The organism is Streptomyces sp. NPDC002104, from assembly GCF_053593795.1.
In genome coordinates this window covers 25,933-39,712 of sequence record NZ_JBSFDF010000066.1, presented here as the reverse complement: position 1 = coordinate 39,712, position 13,780 = coordinate 25,933, and the positions used below count along the sequence as shown (strand labels likewise).

Genomic DNA, 13,780 nt, shown 5'->3' with positions numbered 1-13,780 from the left:
ACGGTACCCGCGAGGGTCTTCTTCGAAGCGGCGATGCGGCGGATGACGGCGTTGGACACGGACGGACCTTTCAACGGGGACAGGGACGGTCGCATGCGCACCGGAAGCGTGCGTGAGCCACTCACGTGAAGGAGAGGGGATCGTCGGCGGGCGGGAGGTCTCGGGGGTGAACCCGGGGGGTCTCCGTCTGCCTTGCGACTCATCCAGTTCTACGGGGGTGGAGCCCGCCTGGCAACGACCCCTCTTACTAGTGGTCCTCGCAGCCGGGGCGCAACGACCCCCGAGGGGGCGGGTGGGTGTCCTCGCAGGTGGGGGGTGGTGTGCGGGGGTGGGTAAGGGACGTTTAAGGACTACTATCCCGCCTCGTATGTGACCTAGGTCCTGTGGGGCGGGTCACCGGCCAGGGGCCCGGAACTCACCCTGCGTGGCCGCTCGTATCCCTTTCGGGGGAAGGTTTCGGAGCGTTCACGCCCCCTGGATCGAAGGTCACGGGTGCGTCGAACGCCGCTTTCCGCGTCGCGCGCCGCAATGCCTTCAGCAGGGTCGCTCCAAGGGTGAGGGTCAGTACGACGGTCAGCGCGGCCCGGCCCAGGTCCCAGCCCAGCGAGGTCGCCAGGCAGTACGCGAGGAAGCGCGCGAGGTTCGCCGGGAGCGGGTCCCCGGGGTGGAAGGAGATCCCCGGGCCCATGCCCTGGATGATGATCCAGCCCTGCAGGTTCATGATCGTGCCGTACGCGAACGCGCCGAGGAACCCGTACAGCGCGAGCATCGCCAGCTCGGCGCGCCCTCGGATCCGGTCCGGACCCGGCAGCAGTCCGGCGCCCAGCGCGAACCAGCCCATGGCCAGCATCTGGAACGGCATCCACGGCCCGACACCCCCTGTGAGCAGGGCCGACGCGAACATCGTGACCCCGCCCAGGACGAAACCGAAGCCCGGGCCGAGGACGCGGCCGCTCAGCACCAGCAGGAAGAACATCGGCTCCAGGCCGGCCGTGCCCGCGCCGAGGGGGCGCAGGGCGGCGCCGACCGCGGCCAGTACGCCGAGCATGGCGACGGCCTTGGCGTCCATGCCGTCGTCCGCGATGGTCGCGACGACCACGCCGACGAGGAGGGGGAGCAGGGCGGCGAACAGCCAGGGGGCGTCATGGGAGTGGGCGAAGCCGGACTGGCGGTCGGCGAGGAGGGGCCAGCCGAAGGCGGCGATGCCGATGAGGGTGACGAGGACCAGGGCGGTGGCGGCGCGGGGGCCGATGCGGAGGGGGCGGGTTCGGGGGGTGGTCATTCGGCGGCCCCGGTCTCGGTCACGGCCCGGGTCTCGGCCTGGGGCTCGGCCTGGGACTCGGTCTTGGTGCTGGTGCTGGTGCTGGTGTCGGCCCCGGCCCCGGCCCGGGCCGCGAGGGCCGCCTCGACCTGGGAGACCGTGAGCCAGTGGCCCGGGGCCAGGATCTTGGCCACCTGCGGGGCGAAGGCGGGGGAGGAGACCACGACCTCGGCGGTCGGGCCGTCCGCGACGATCTCGCCGCCGGCCAGGATCACCACGCGGTGGGCCAGCTCGGCGGCGAGCTCCACGTCGTGGGTGGCCAGGACGATGGCGTGGCCGTCGGCGGCGAGCCCGCGCAGGATCTCCACGAGGCGGGCCTTGGCGGCGTAGTCCAGCCCGCGGGTCGGCTCGTCGAGGAGCAGCAGGGCCGGGCGGCCGGTCAGGACCAGCGCCAGGGCGAGGGCCAGGCGCTGGCCCTCGGACAGGTCGCGGGGGTGGGTGTCGTCGGGGACGTCGGGGAGCAGCGCGGCCACCAGGGCCCGGCAGGTACCGGGCGGCTGGCCGGCGTCGTGGTCGGCGGCGGTGCACTCGGCCGCGACGGTGTCGGCGTAGAGGAGGTCGCGGGGCTCCTGGGGGACGAGGCCGACGCGGGTCACCATCTCGGCGGGCGGCGTGCGGTGGGGGGTGCGGCCGCTGACCGTGACCTGGCCGGTGGTGGGCTCCAGGGTGCCGATGAGGGTGGCGAGGAGGGTGGACTTTCCGGCGCCGTTGCGGCCCATGAGGGCGATGGTCTCGCCCCGCGCGACCGAGAGGTTGATGTCGCGGAGGACTTCGGCGCGGCCGCGGCGGAGGGAGACGCGGTGGGCGGTGGCCGGCGGGGGCTGGGGGGTGGTGGGGGCCCGGCCGGGGGGTGGGGTGGTGCCGGGGGGTGTCGGGCGGCCGCGGCGGAGCAGGCGGCCGAGCAGGCCTCGGCGGGGGCCCTGCGAGCGGCCGTCCCCTACCCACCCTTCGCCCGTTCCCCGGGGCTCCGCCCCGGACCCCTTGCGGGGCTCCGCCCCGGACCCCGCCGGGGGCTGCGCCCCGGCACCGGCCTCGGCTCCCGCTCCGGGGTGCGCCCCGGCACCGGCCTCGGCTCCCGCTCCGGGGTGCGCCTCGGGCCCCGCCGGGAGCTGCGCTCCGGCATCGGTACGAGGGGCCGTGCCAGCCTCAGCCGGGGGCTTCGCCCCAGACCCCGCCGGGGGCTGCGCCCCGGCACCGGCACCGGCCTCGGTGACCGCTCCGGGCTCCGCTGCGAGGGCCACCGGGGGCTGCGCCCCGGACCCGGGACCGGCCTCGGCTCCCGCTCCGGGGTGCGCCTTGGGCCCCGCCGGGAGCTGCGCCCCGGTACCGGTACGGGGGGCCGTGCCGGCCTTAGCCAGGGGCTCCGCCCCGGACCCCGCCGGGGGCTGCGCCCCGGCCCCGGGCTCCGCTGCGGACCCCGCCGGGGGCTGCGCCCCGGCATCGGTACCGGCAGCCTGGGGCTCCGCCCCGGCACCGGCCTCGGCTCCCGCTCCGGGCTGCGCCCCGGACCCGGGACGGGGGGCCGTGCCGGCCTCAGCCAGGGGCTCCGCCCCGGCCCCGGCACCGGTCTCGGCCCCGGACCCGGCCCCGGCCCCGGCCACGGGACGTGGGGGTGTGGTCAGGCGGGTGTGGAGGGGGGTGGACTGGCGGCGGGCGTCTCGGATGGAGAGGGGGAGGGGGGACCAGCCCGCCAGGCGGCCCAGGGCCACCACCGGGGGGTGGACCGGGGAGACGGCCATGATGGCCGAGGGGGTGCCCAGGACCGGGGGTGCGCCCGGGGAGGGGAGGAGCAGGACCCGGTCGGCGTACTGGACCACCCGCTCCAGGCGGTGTTCCGCCATCAGGACGGTCGTGCCCAGGTCGTGGACCAGGCGTTGCAGGACGGCCAGGACTTCCTCCGCCGCCGCCGGGTCGAGGGCCGACGTCGGCTCGTCCAGGACCAGGACGCGGGGATGCGGGGTCAGGACCGAACCGATCGCCACCCGCTGCTGCTGGCCGCCCGAGAGGGTGGCGATGGGGCGGTCGCGGAGGTCGTTCAGGCCCAGGAGGTCGAGGGTCTCCTCGACGCGGCGGCGCATCACGGAGGGGGGCAGGCCCAGGGATTCCATGCCGTAGGCGAGCTCGTCCTCGACCACGTCCGTCACGAAGTGGGCCAGCGGGTCCTGGCCGACCGTGCCGACCACGTCCGCGAGCTCCCGCGGCTTGTGCGTGCGGGTGTCCCGGCCGGCCACCGTGACCCGGCCCTTGAGGGTGCCGCCGGTGAAGTGCGGGACCAGGCCCGAGACCGCTCCGAGGAGGGTGGACTTGCCGACGCCGGAGGGGCCGACCAGGAGGGTCAGCTCGCCTTCCGGGAGCGTGAAGTCGGCGTGCGCGAGGGAGGGGGCGGCCGCACCCTCGTACGTCACCGACACGTCTTCGAAGTGGATCATGGGGACGTTCACGCCTCCTTCGGTGGGGTGAGTGGGGTGGGTGTGGGCGGGGTGGGTGGTTGGGGGGCCACCAGGGCCGGGAGGAGGCCGAGCAGGATCGCCGCCGCCGGCCAGAGGGGGAGGGTGGGGACGACGAGGGGGACCACGCCGGGGCGCAGGGCCTCCGGGTCCACCGACGCGGCGCGGATCAGGAGCGCCGCGACCGCCGCGCCCGAGGCGGCGACCAGCCAGGCCCGTACGCCCCACCGGTCCGGCCGGTAGCGGGTCCGGATCGACCGGCGTCCGCCCAGGCGCAGCCCGGCGAGGGCCAGGGCGAGGGAGAGGAGGAGCAGGGCCAGGCCGTACTCGGCGCCCTCCGCCGCCAGCAGCCCGTACGTCCCCGCGCAGATGCCGAGCAGGCCGCCGAGCGTGAGCACGTTGGTGGTGTGGCGGACGGCGGCCGGAACGCGCGCCGTGCGGCCGTAGCCGCGGGCGTCCATGGAGGCGGCGATGGCCACCGAGCGTTCCAGCGCGCCCTCCAGGACCGGCAGGCCGATCTGGAGGATCGCCTTGATCCCGCCCGTGGGGCGGCCGCGCAGCCGACGGGCCGTACGGAGGCGGACCACGTCCGCGACCATGTTCGGCGCGAAGGTCATCGCGACGACCACGGCGACCCCGACCTCGTACAGGGCCGCGGGCAGCGACTTCAGCAGCCGCGCCGGGTTCGCGAGGGCGTTGGCGGCGCCGACGCAGATGAGGAGCGTGGCCAGCTTCGCGCCGTCGTAGAAGGCGAAGACCAGCTGTTCGGCGGTGACCCGGCCGCCGAGCCGGATGCCCTGCGCCCAGGCCGGCAGCGGGACTTCGGGGAGGGTGAAGAGGGTGTGCGCGCCGGGGATGGGGGAGCCGAGGAGCAGGGAGAAGAGGAGGCGCAGGGCGATGACGAAGAGGCCGAGCTTGACGAACGCCCCGTAGGAACGCGCCCAGGGCGCGTCGGTGCGGCGGGCCGCGACCACGTAGCCGGCGACGCCGACGATCAGGCCGAGGAGGAGGGGGTTGGTGGTGCGGGAGGCGGCGGTGGCGAGCCCGAGGGCCCACAGCCACCAGGCACCCGCGTGCAGGGCGTTGCCACGCGTGGCCTCGGGGGCGTGCCATTTTTTGTACGTCGGCACCCGCGGGCTCCCGGTTGCCCCGGCGGGGGCGTGCGGCCCGGCCGGGGTGGGGACGTCGGCCGCGGGGCCGTGGGTGCGGCCGGCGCCGTGAGTGCGGGGGGTGCGGGGCGTGCGCGCGGCGCCGTCGTGGGTGCGCCCGGCCTGCGGCCGGGCGGGGTTCCCACCCGCCCCGCCAGCCGTGCGGGTGGTGGGGCGGGTGCGGGTGGCCCTGGTGGGTGGTTGCCCGCCGTCGGCGACCGGCCCGCCGTGACCGGGAGCCCCCGGCCCGGCGGCCGACAGCTCGGCCTCGGCCCTCGCCGGGGTGGCGGGGCCGTTCTCCGGAGGGACGGGATTCATCGGGTGCGGCGGCGGCGGGACTGCCAGAAGGCGGCTGCGCCGAGTACGGCCACGGCCGCGATGCCCGCGAAGAGGCCCGCCGACGGGCCGCCGCCTTCGGAGCCGGAGGCGGAGTCGGCGGTCGGCTTGCCCGGGGTGGTCGCCGTCCCCGTGTCCGCGACGGGTTCGCCGCAGCCCTGCTTCGGGTAGCCGGAGATCGCGCAGAGCAGTGCCGCGCTGTTGTAGCGCAGCGGCTTCGCCACCTCCGCCAGCGCCTCGGCCGTCGTGGCGTCCGGGCCGACCTGTGCGCACGCCGTGCGCGGGGCGTCCTGGGGCGGGGTCTCGCCGGCCTGGGCCTCGGCGGGCGTGCCGAAGTCCACGACCAGCGCGATGCGCTTCTTGCCCGTCACCGGGGCGGTGGCCGAGCAGATGGCCGCGAAGTCGGGAGCCGTGCGCGGCGGGGCGGCCTGGTCGGCCGCGTCCTTGCTCACCACGAAGTGGAAGCCCTGCACGGAGCCGTCCGCCGGCCGCGCCGACGAGGGGCCCTGGGTGGCGTACGCCCAGGTGCCGCCGGCCCCGTCCCAGAACGACCAGTAGCGGTAGGTCGAGGCCAGGGCGGGGGACGCGGCCAGCACGGTCATGGCCACGGCCACGGCCAGGGTCATGACCCGGGTCAGGGTCATGGCCAGGGGCAGGGGCAGGGGCAGGGGCCGGGTCAGGGGCCGGGTCAGGGGCCGGACCGTGCCGGTGGCGGCGGGCGGCTGCGACGGGCGGCGTCCGCGCATCAGAGCTGGTTCTTCTTCCGGCGGCCGCTGAGCACGATGCCGATGCCCATGCCGGCCGCGGCGCCCGCGAGGATCATCCACCAGACGTTCTTGCCGCCGGAGTCCTTCTCCTTGTCCTTCTTGTCCGCTGCCTGGTCCGATGCCTTCGCGGACGCGTTCTGCGGGGCCGGGCCCGTCGCGTTCAGTGCCGCGACCAGGTCGGTGCCGCCGAAGGCCTTCGGGTCGGTGCCCGTCGCGTGCGCGGCCAGGATCAGGGTGCCGAGGCCCGCCGGGTTGCCCTTGGACCAGGCGGCGGAGTTGGACTTCAGCCACTCCAGGGCGGTCGCCGCGGACTGCTTGTGCCCGGCCGCGGCCAGGGCGATCACCGCGTCGGCGGTGTTGCCGGTGTCCGGGGTCGGCTGGTCGGCGCCCGGGGTGAGGGCGGTGAGGTGACCGTCCTTCTTCAGGGCCTGGGCCAGGTATCCGGCCGCGCCCTGGGCCGCCGCCGCCGGGTCACCGGCGGTCGCCGGGCAGGCGAGCGCGGCCGCGGGGGTGTCCGTGGAGGGAGCGGGGACGAGCGCGCCCTTGCCCAGGGCGGCCAGTACCGCGGCGGCCGTCGCGTCGGCGTTGGCGGGGAGCTTGCCGTCGGCCGTCGCCTGGTAGGCGAAGGCGCCCCGGTCGGCGGCGGGCTCGGCGGCGCAGCCGAGCTGGAAGGCGAGCAGCCCCTCGTACGCGGACTTGCCGGCCTTCGACGTGACCTCGGCCGGCTTCTCGCCCGCCGCGGCCAGCGCGCTGATCACCACGGCGGAGGAACTGGCCTCGCTCGGGGAGCCGGGGACGTAGGCCCAGCCGCCGTCCGCGTTCTGCACGGACTTCAGCCAGTCCGTGCCCTTCTTCACCGCCGCGTCCTGGCCGCCGAGCGCCTTCAGCGCCTGTACGGCCACCGCGGTGGCGTTCGTGTCGAGCATCGTCTTCGCGTCGCACGCGGCCGCGGTGTCCGCGCGGAAGGAGGCGAAGCCGCCGTCGGCGCACTGCTGGCCGACGAGCCAGTCCACGGCCTGCTGCGCGGGCTTCTCGCCGACCGCGTGCTGGGCGAGCAGCGCGAACGACTGCCGCCACACCCCGTCGTACGTCGGATCGTTCTTGCCGAACAGCCCCGAGGGGATGACGGGTGCCGGGGACGGCGTGGCGACATCGGCGAGGGCCACGGGGGCCGCGCCCACGCAGAGCACGGCGGAAGCGGCGAGCGTGGCGGCGCTGCGGCGGACGTTCATGGCGGGGCGGGTGCCTCTCGTGCTGGGGACCCGGAGGCAGGCAGCACAGCGGTGGAGGCTGGTACCGGGCTCCGGCTCCGTTTACCTCGACGGTGCCGGCCGCCGGAGGACCCGGCGGCGCGAGCCGCGCACCTCCGGTACGGGGCAATCCGGCTCCCCGTCCCCGGTGCTGCCGGGGCGGGTCACGGTTGCGGGTCAGCGCCGGATTCGCACCGGCTTCCCCCCGTACGGAAGTGTGGACGACGCCCATACTCTACCGGCCCGTAGCCCCGGGGCCGGGTGGCGCCGCCCACCCCCGCCCCTTACACGGCGCGGTACGTCACGGGGTCGCTGCCCGGCACCGCCTCCGCGCGGCCCTGTTTCACCAGTCGCCGCAGGTGGGCCTCCGCTTCGGAGACGGCGATGTTGCGGGAGCCGTACGGGATCTGCTCCCAGGGCCGGTTCCACTCCATCCGCACGGCCAGCTCCCACGGGGTCAGCGGCTCGGCGGCGAGCAGTTCGCGCAGCCCGGTCAGCCGCTCCTCGTGGTGCTCCAGGAGTTCCCGTACGCGGGCCGGGGCGTCGGTGAAGGCGTGCTGGTGGGCCGGGAGCACCTCGGCGGGCTGGAGGCGGCCGATGCGTTCGAGGGAGTCGAGGTAGTCGCCGAGGGGGTCGGTGACCTGCTCGGAGGAGGGGTCCTCGTAGAGGCCGATGTGCGGGGAGATCCCGGGCAGCAGGTGGTCCCCGGAGAAGAGGCGGCCGTTGCCGGGCAGGTTCCCCGGATGCTTCTCCTCCAGGTGCAGGCAGACGTGCCCGGGGGTGTGCCCGGGGGTCCAGACCGCCCGCAGGCGGCGGCCGGCCAGCGGCAGCAGCTCGGCGGGCACGATCTCCCGGTCGGGGACGGCGGCGTGCAGCCCGGGCAGGGTGCGCATGCGGCCGCTCGCGCGGGCGGCGCGCAGCGGGGCGACGTGCTCCTCGGGGGCTCCGGCGGTGGTCAGCTTCTCGGTCATGTAGTCGAACCAGACGCCCGGTTCGGAGGCGCGGGTCCGTACGACGACCTCGGTGTCGGCGGCGTGCATGGCGATCCAGGCGCCGGAGGCCTCGCGGACCTGGCCGGACAGGCCGTGGTGGTCGGGGTGGTGGTGGGTGATGACCACGCCGTGCACGTCGGCGATGGCGATGGAGAGGGCGCCGAGTCCGGCGACCAGGGTGTCCCAGGACTCGGGGTCGTCCCAGCCGGTGTCGATGAGGACCGGGCCGCGATCGGTGTCGAGGACGTGGACGAGGGTGTGGCCGAGCGGATTGTCGGGGATGGGGACCTTGATGCCCCACACGCCGCCGCCGTGATCGGTGACGTGAGGTGCCACGTCCGGGGTGTCCTCTGCCATGAGGGGCTCCGCTCTTACGGCTCCAACAGGAACATGTTGCAATAGTCGCCCAAGTCGACCATTTTTACGGGCGCCTGACTAGTCGTTGGATCTTCGGGGCGCCCGGTGAACCGATGCACGGGCGGTTCGGTCAGGGCCGTGGACTCCTAGAACTAGAACTGGTATCAGTTCTGGAACGCCAAGCCGCAGGAGGCATCAGCCATGACCGAGCTCGTGGAACACGGAAAACTGTTCATCGGCGGTGAGTGGACGGATCCGCTGGGCTCCGACACGATCAAGGTCGTCTCGCCCCACACCGGGCAGGTCATCGGCAGCGTCCCGCACGCCTCGAAGGCGGACGTCGACCGGGCCGTCGCCGTGGCCCGCAAGGCCTTCGACGAGGGCCCCTGGCCGCGCACCACGCTCGAGGAACGCATCGCGGTCGTGACCCGGATCAAGGACGCCATAGCCGTCCGGCACGAGGAGATCGCCCGCTCGATCAGCTCCCAGAACGGATCCCCGTACTCCTGGAGCATCCTCGCCCAGGCCCTCGGCCCGATGATGGTCTACGACGCCGCGATCACCGTGGCCCGCGACTACCCCTACGAGGAGTACCGCCAGGGCGCCCTCGGGCCGATCCTCGTCCGCCGCGAGGCCGTCGGCGTCGTCGCCGCCGTCATCCCGTGGAACGTCCCGCAGTTCGTGGCCGCCGCCAAGCTGGCGCCCGCGCTGCTCACCGGCTGCACGGTGATCCTCAAACCGTCCCCGGAGGCGGTCCTCGACTCCTACATCCTCGCCGACATCGCCCGCGAGGCCGGGCTGCCCGAGGGCGTGCTGTCGATCCTGCCCGCCGACCGCGAGGTCAGCGAGTACCTCGTCGGCCACCCGGACGTGGACAAGGTCGCCTTCACCGGCTCCGTGCCCGCCGGCCGGCGGGTCATGGAGGTCGCCTCGAAGAACCTCACCCGCGTGACCCTCGAACTCGGCGGCAAGTCCGCGGCCGTCATCCTCCCGGATGCCGACCTCGACACCACCATCGCCGGCATCGTCCCGGCGGCCTGGATGAACAACGGCCAGGCGTGCGTGGCCCAGACCCGGGTCCTCGCCCCGCGCAGCCGCTACGAGGAGATCGCCGAGGCGCTCGCCGCCGCGGCCTCGGCGCTGGTCGTCGGCGACCCGATGGACCCCGCGACGCAGCTCGGCCCCCTGGTGGCCAGGCGCCAGCAGCAGCGCTCGCTCGACTACATCCGGATCGGCCAGGAGGAGGGCGCCAAGGTCCTGTCCGGCGGCGGCCGTCCGGCGGCCTCCGACCTGGACCAGGGCTGGTACGTGGAGCCGACCCTCTTCGGGGACGTCGACAACTCGATGCGGATCGCCCGCGAGGAGATCTTCGGCCCGGTCGTCTGCCTGATCCCCTACGGGGACGAGGCGGAGGCGGTACGGGTCGCCAACGACTCGGAGTTCGGGCTCAGCGGCAGCGTCTGGACCGGCGACGTGGAGCACGGCATCGACTTCGCGCGGCAGGTGCGGACCGGCACCTTCAACGTGAACACCTTCAGCCTGGACATGCTCGGGCCGTTCGGCGGCTACAAGAACAGCGGCGTCGGGCGGGAGTTCGGCCCGGAGGGGCTGGGCGAGTACCTGGAGCACAAGATGATCCACCTCCCGGCGGGCTACGTACCCCCCGCGGCCGGTGCGTGATGGGGGACCGGTGGCACGTCGAGGTGGACCGGGGGGTCTGCATCGGCTCGGGCATGTGCGTGAACCACGCCCCTGAGGGCTTCGCCCTCGACTCGGCGCGGCAGTCGCATCCGCGGGCGGCGGAAACGGACGCGAGCGAGCCCGTGCTCGCGGCGGCCGAGGGCTGCCCGGTCGAAGCGATCGCCATCACCCTGCTGGGCACCGGCGAGGCGGTGTTCCCGCCGGAGGAGTAGGGGGCTGACGGGGGGCCGGGGCGCGGTGTGAGCCCGGGCCCCGGCCGCCGGCCCCGGGTGTCACATTGCCCGGGGCCGCAGGCCGGCCCCGGGCCCGCTGCCGGTGCGGCACCGCTGGGCGCGGACCCAGGAGCAGAGGCGTGATTGCGCCCTCTCTCACGTGCCGAACGTGTGACACTGCGGCGACCGTCAGGGGCCGGGCCTCGTCCGGCGGTGGCGCATGGCGCGCAGGGCGGATGGGGGTGGGGGATGAGCGTGGGCGAGCCCGACGAGGTCGCCGCGGACCGCGAACCGGTCGAACCGGCAGGCTGGGCATGGATCGAACCGGGCGACACGGAGAAGGCCCACGGGCACGGCCGGCTCAAGTGGGGCGCCGTCGCTGCCGCTGGGGTGGGAGCTCTGATCGTGGGAAGCCAGGTGTTCCCGGGGCATCTGATGGCCTACGGGGAGTCGGAAAAACCCGAACCGGACCCGACGCGGGTGATGGTGCTGGCGGACTACGCGGCTGTGGCGTCCGCCGTCCGCCTCCCTGCCGACCTCGCCGAGGACGGCAGGGTCGTCGAGGTCCCGGGCGACTGCGTGGCCGCGTGGAGCAGCTACGAAGCGGTCACCCGCGGCACGGTGGTCGAGGTCGCGGGAGTGCTGGTCGACCGGGGGTGGAACATCACGGGCACCGGGGACGACCCGGTCCCGGTGGTCTCGCTGTCCAGGGGGCGCTGGCGCCTCACGGTCTTCAACGAGATGCCCAGCGGTCCGGCGCACTTCGGCCTGGTCGCGTCCCATCGCACCCCGTCCTGCGATGCGAAGGCGTCGGAGCTGACACCGTTCTGACGTCAGGCCGGCCGGCTCCCGACCCAACAGTCAGATCAGGACTTTTTCGGAGGTGTCCGAGGCGGTGTCGCCGCGGGCTCGGGCGCCGTGAGGTCGATCAGGCGGCAGACCGTTTCGATGTCGATCTTCACCTGGGCGATCGACGCGCGGCCCGAGAGCCAGGTGATCAGGGCCGAGTGCCAGGTGTGCTCGATCACCCGGACCGCCGACAGCTGTTCCGCCGTCGGCGGGGCGTCCAGGCCCATCGCATCCAGGATGATCGCCGTCGTGAGGCGGGACACCGTGTCCACCTCCGGGCTCACGCTGCGGTCCGCGAAGGTGAGGGCGCGGACCATCGCGTCCGCCAGGTGCGGCTCCCGCTGGAGCGCGCGGAAGGCGCGCATCAGGGTCTCCGCGACCCGGGCCGCGGGCTCGTCCCCGGCCGGCGGGCGCTTGCGCAGCGTTCCGTGCATGTGCTGGAGCTGGTCCTGCATGGTCGCGACCAGCAGGTGCACCTTGGACGGGAAGTACCGGTAGAGGGTGCCCAGGGCCACGCTGGAGGACTCCGCCACCTCCCGCATCTGCACCGCGTCGAAGCCGCCCCGGCTCGCCAACTGGGCGCTGGCGTGCAGGATCCGCCTTCGGCGTGCCTCCTGGCGCTCCGTCAGGGGCGGGGACGCCGGTGTGGTGACGGCTGGGGTCACGGCCTTCGCTTCCGCTGTCATCTGTCCCGTTCCGGTTCCAAGGCGTTCGAGTTCCCGTTCCAGTTCCAAGGTGTTCACGTCCGCGCCGGGGCGCCATCGCATGCTGCCCCGGGCCGTCGCGCGCCCCAGCATGGCAGGCGCCCGATCCGTGGCGCGAATCACCTGCCACCCCTCTTACGGTGTGGTTTCCGGCCGGTAGATTCAATGCTCTTCAGCGGATCAAGTCTGAAACTTGTTCTACATTATCCGAGCGGTTACGCTCCGGCGAAAGTGCAGGGAGAAGGGGGCCGAGAGTGACCGTAGAGGCCATGGTGACGAGCCCTACGAGCCCGTCGGCGGGTCCCGCCGCCGAAGGCGGCCGACCGTTGCGGATCGCACTCCTCACCTATAAGGGGAACCCGTTCTGCGGTGGGCAGGGCGTCTACGTCCGCCACCTCGCGCGCGAGCTCGTGAAGCTGGGGCACTCCGTCGAGGTCATCGGCGCGCAGCCCTACCCGGTGCTCGACACCGACGCCCTCACCGGCGCCGGCGCCACCCTCACCGAGCTCCCCAGCCTGGACCTCTACCGCAGCCCGGACCCGTTCCGCACGCCCAAGCGCGACGAGTACCGCGACTGGATCGACGCCGTCGAGGTCGCCACCATGTGGACCGGCGGATTTCCCGAGCCGCTGACCTTCTCGCTGCGGGCGCGCAGGCATCTGGCCGCCCGCGCGGGCGAGTTCGACGTCATCCACGACAACCAGACCCTCGGCTACGGGCTGTTGGCGGACCTCGGCGCCCCGCTGGTCACCACCATCCACCACCCCATCACCGTCGACCGCAAGCTGGACCTGGCCGCCGCCAAGACCCGCAAGAAGCGGGCCTCCGTACGGCGCTGGTACGGGTTCACCCGCATGCAGGGCCGCGTCGCCCGGCGCCTGGCCTCCGTGCTCACCGTCTCCGGCTCCTCCCAGAAGGAGATCGCCGAGCACCTCGGCGTCCGGGACGAGCGCATCCACGTCGTGCACATCGGCGCCGACACCGACCTCTGGTCGCCCGATCCCTCCGTGGCCGAGGTGCCCGGGCGGATCGTGACCACCTCCAGCGCCGACGTTCCGCTCAAGGGGCTCGTGCACCTCGTCGAGGCGCTCGCGAAGCTGCGTACCGAGCAGCCCGGCGCGCACCTCGTCGTCGTCGGAAAGCGCGCCGAACAGGGCCCGGTGGCCCGCGCGATCGAGACGTACGGACTCCAGGACGCCGTCCGCTTCGTCAAGGGCATCACCGACACCGAGCTCGTCGACCTCGTCCGCAGCGCCCAGATCGCCTGCGTGCCCTCCCTGTACGAGGGCTTCTCGCTCCCGGCGGCCGAGGCCATGGCCACCGGCACCCCGCTGGTGGCCACCACCGGCGGCGCGATCCCCGAGGTGACCGGGCCCGACGGCGAGAGCTGCCTCGCCGTGCCGCCCGGCGACGCGGGCGCGCTGGCCGCCGCGCTGGGCCGGCTGCTGGGCGACCCCGAACTGCGCACCCGGCTCGGCGCCGCCGGCCGCGAGCGGGTGCTGTCCCGCTTCACCTGGGCCAAGGCCGCCGAGGGCACCGTCGTCCACTACCGCGCCGCCATCGAGCGGGCCGCGGCGGCGGCACCGAAGTCCGGCACCTCGAAGTCCCGGGCGGCGAAGTCCCGTACCGCCCGGTGACCTCCCCCTTCCGTCCGATGCAGTTCCCCTCCCCACCCCGCGACCGCGAAGGCAGGACC

At 74.4% G+C, this 13,780-nt stretch carries 10 protein-coding genes, 1 pseudogene and 1 riboswitch; of the genes and pseudogenes, 4 read left to right on the top strand and 7 right to left on the bottom strand.

Annotated features, from left to right (window positions below):
- Window positions 1–415 precede the first annotated feature (415 nt).
- The 6 genes and pseudogenes from ACWCP2_RS34435 to ACWCP2_RS34410 all read right to left on the bottom strand — a co-directional run bounded on the left by ACWCP2_RS34435 (window position 416) and on the right by ACWCP2_RS34410 (window position 8,618).
- Complete coding sequence (locus ACWCP2_RS34435; RefSeq protein WP_450912505.1) at window positions 416–1,282, bottom strand: ECF transporter S component; 867 nt, start codon at window positions 1,280–1,282, stop codon at window positions 416–418.
- A gap of 101 nt (window positions 1,283–1,383) precedes the next feature.
- Window positions 1,384–3,750 (bottom strand): annotated as a pseudogene (locus tag ACWCP2_RS34430) (ATP-binding cassette domain-containing protein); the annotation flags it as partial.
- Window positions 3,751–3,758: 8 nt separating this feature from the next.
- The gene (locus ACWCP2_RS34425) at window positions 3,759–4,898 is read right to left on the bottom strand and encodes an energy-coupling factor transporter transmembrane component T (RefSeq protein ID WP_450912508.1); all 1,140 of its coding nucleotides are present in this window, start codon (window positions 4,896–4,898) and stop codon (window positions 3,759–3,761) included.
- Window positions 4,899–5,230: 332 nt separating this feature from the next.
- A complete protein-coding gene (locus tag ACWCP2_RS34420) occupies window positions 5,231–5,896 on the bottom strand; it encodes an SCO2322 family protein (protein WP_450912507.1) in 666 nt (221 codons plus the stop codon).
- 101 nt (window positions 5,897–5,997) lie between these two features.
- Window positions 5,998–7,251, bottom strand: coding sequence for a prenyltransferase/squalene oxidase repeat-containing protein (locus ACWCP2_RS34415; protein ID WP_450912504.1), 1,254 nt, complete (start codon window positions 7,249–7,251; stop codon window positions 5,998–6,000).
- A gap of 159 nt (window positions 7,252–7,410) precedes the next feature.
- Window positions 7,411–7,516, bottom strand: a riboswitch (cobalamin riboswitch).
- A 37-nt stretch (window positions 7,517–7,553) separates the two neighbouring features.
- Window positions 7,554–8,618: an MBL fold metallo-hydrolase gene (locus ACWCP2_RS34410; protein WP_450912503.1), complete on the bottom strand. Its 1,065-nt coding sequence runs from the start codon at window positions 8,616–8,618 to the stop codon at window positions 7,554–7,556.
- Between the two features lie 201 nt (window positions 8,619–8,819).
- Here ACWCP2_RS34410 and ACWCP2_RS34405 point away from each other — a divergent pair, with 201 nt between their 5' ends.
- From ACWCP2_RS34405 to ACWCP2_RS34395, 3 genes are all read left to right on the top strand, one after another.
- Window positions 8,820–10,298 (top strand): aldehyde dehydrogenase, encoded by a 1,479-nt coding sequence (locus tag ACWCP2_RS34405; protein WP_450912502.1) that lies wholly within the window; start codon window positions 8,820–8,822, stop codon window positions 10,296–10,298.
- Window positions 10,298–10,531, top strand: a complete 234-nt coding sequence (locus ACWCP2_RS34400; protein WP_450912501.1) for a ferredoxin — start codon at window positions 10,298–10,300, stop codon at window positions 10,529–10,531. The genes ACWCP2_RS34405 and ACWCP2_RS34400 overlap by 1 nt, the downstream gene beginning before the upstream one ends.
- A gap of 249 nt (window positions 10,532–10,780) precedes the next feature.
- Complete coding sequence (locus ACWCP2_RS34395; protein WP_450912500.1) at window positions 10,781–11,362, top strand: hypothetical protein; 582 nt, start codon at window positions 10,781–10,783, stop codon at window positions 11,360–11,362.
- 35 nt (window positions 11,363–11,397) lie between these two features.
- Here ACWCP2_RS34395 and ACWCP2_RS34390 read toward each other — a convergent pair whose 3' ends face one another.
- Window positions 11,398–12,066, bottom strand: coding sequence for a TetR family transcriptional regulator (locus tag ACWCP2_RS34390; protein ID WP_450912499.1), 669 nt, complete (start codon window positions 12,064–12,066; stop codon window positions 11,398–11,400).
- Window positions 12,067–12,338: 272 nt separating this feature from the next.
- On the opposite strand from ACWCP2_RS34390, the gene ACWCP2_RS34385 reads away from it, so the two are divergent.
- A complete protein-coding gene (locus tag ACWCP2_RS34385; RefSeq protein WP_450912498.1) occupies window positions 12,339–13,721 on the top strand; it encodes a glycosyltransferase family 4 protein in 1,383 nt (460 codons plus the stop codon).
- Window positions 13,722–13,780: the final 59 nt, after the last annotated feature.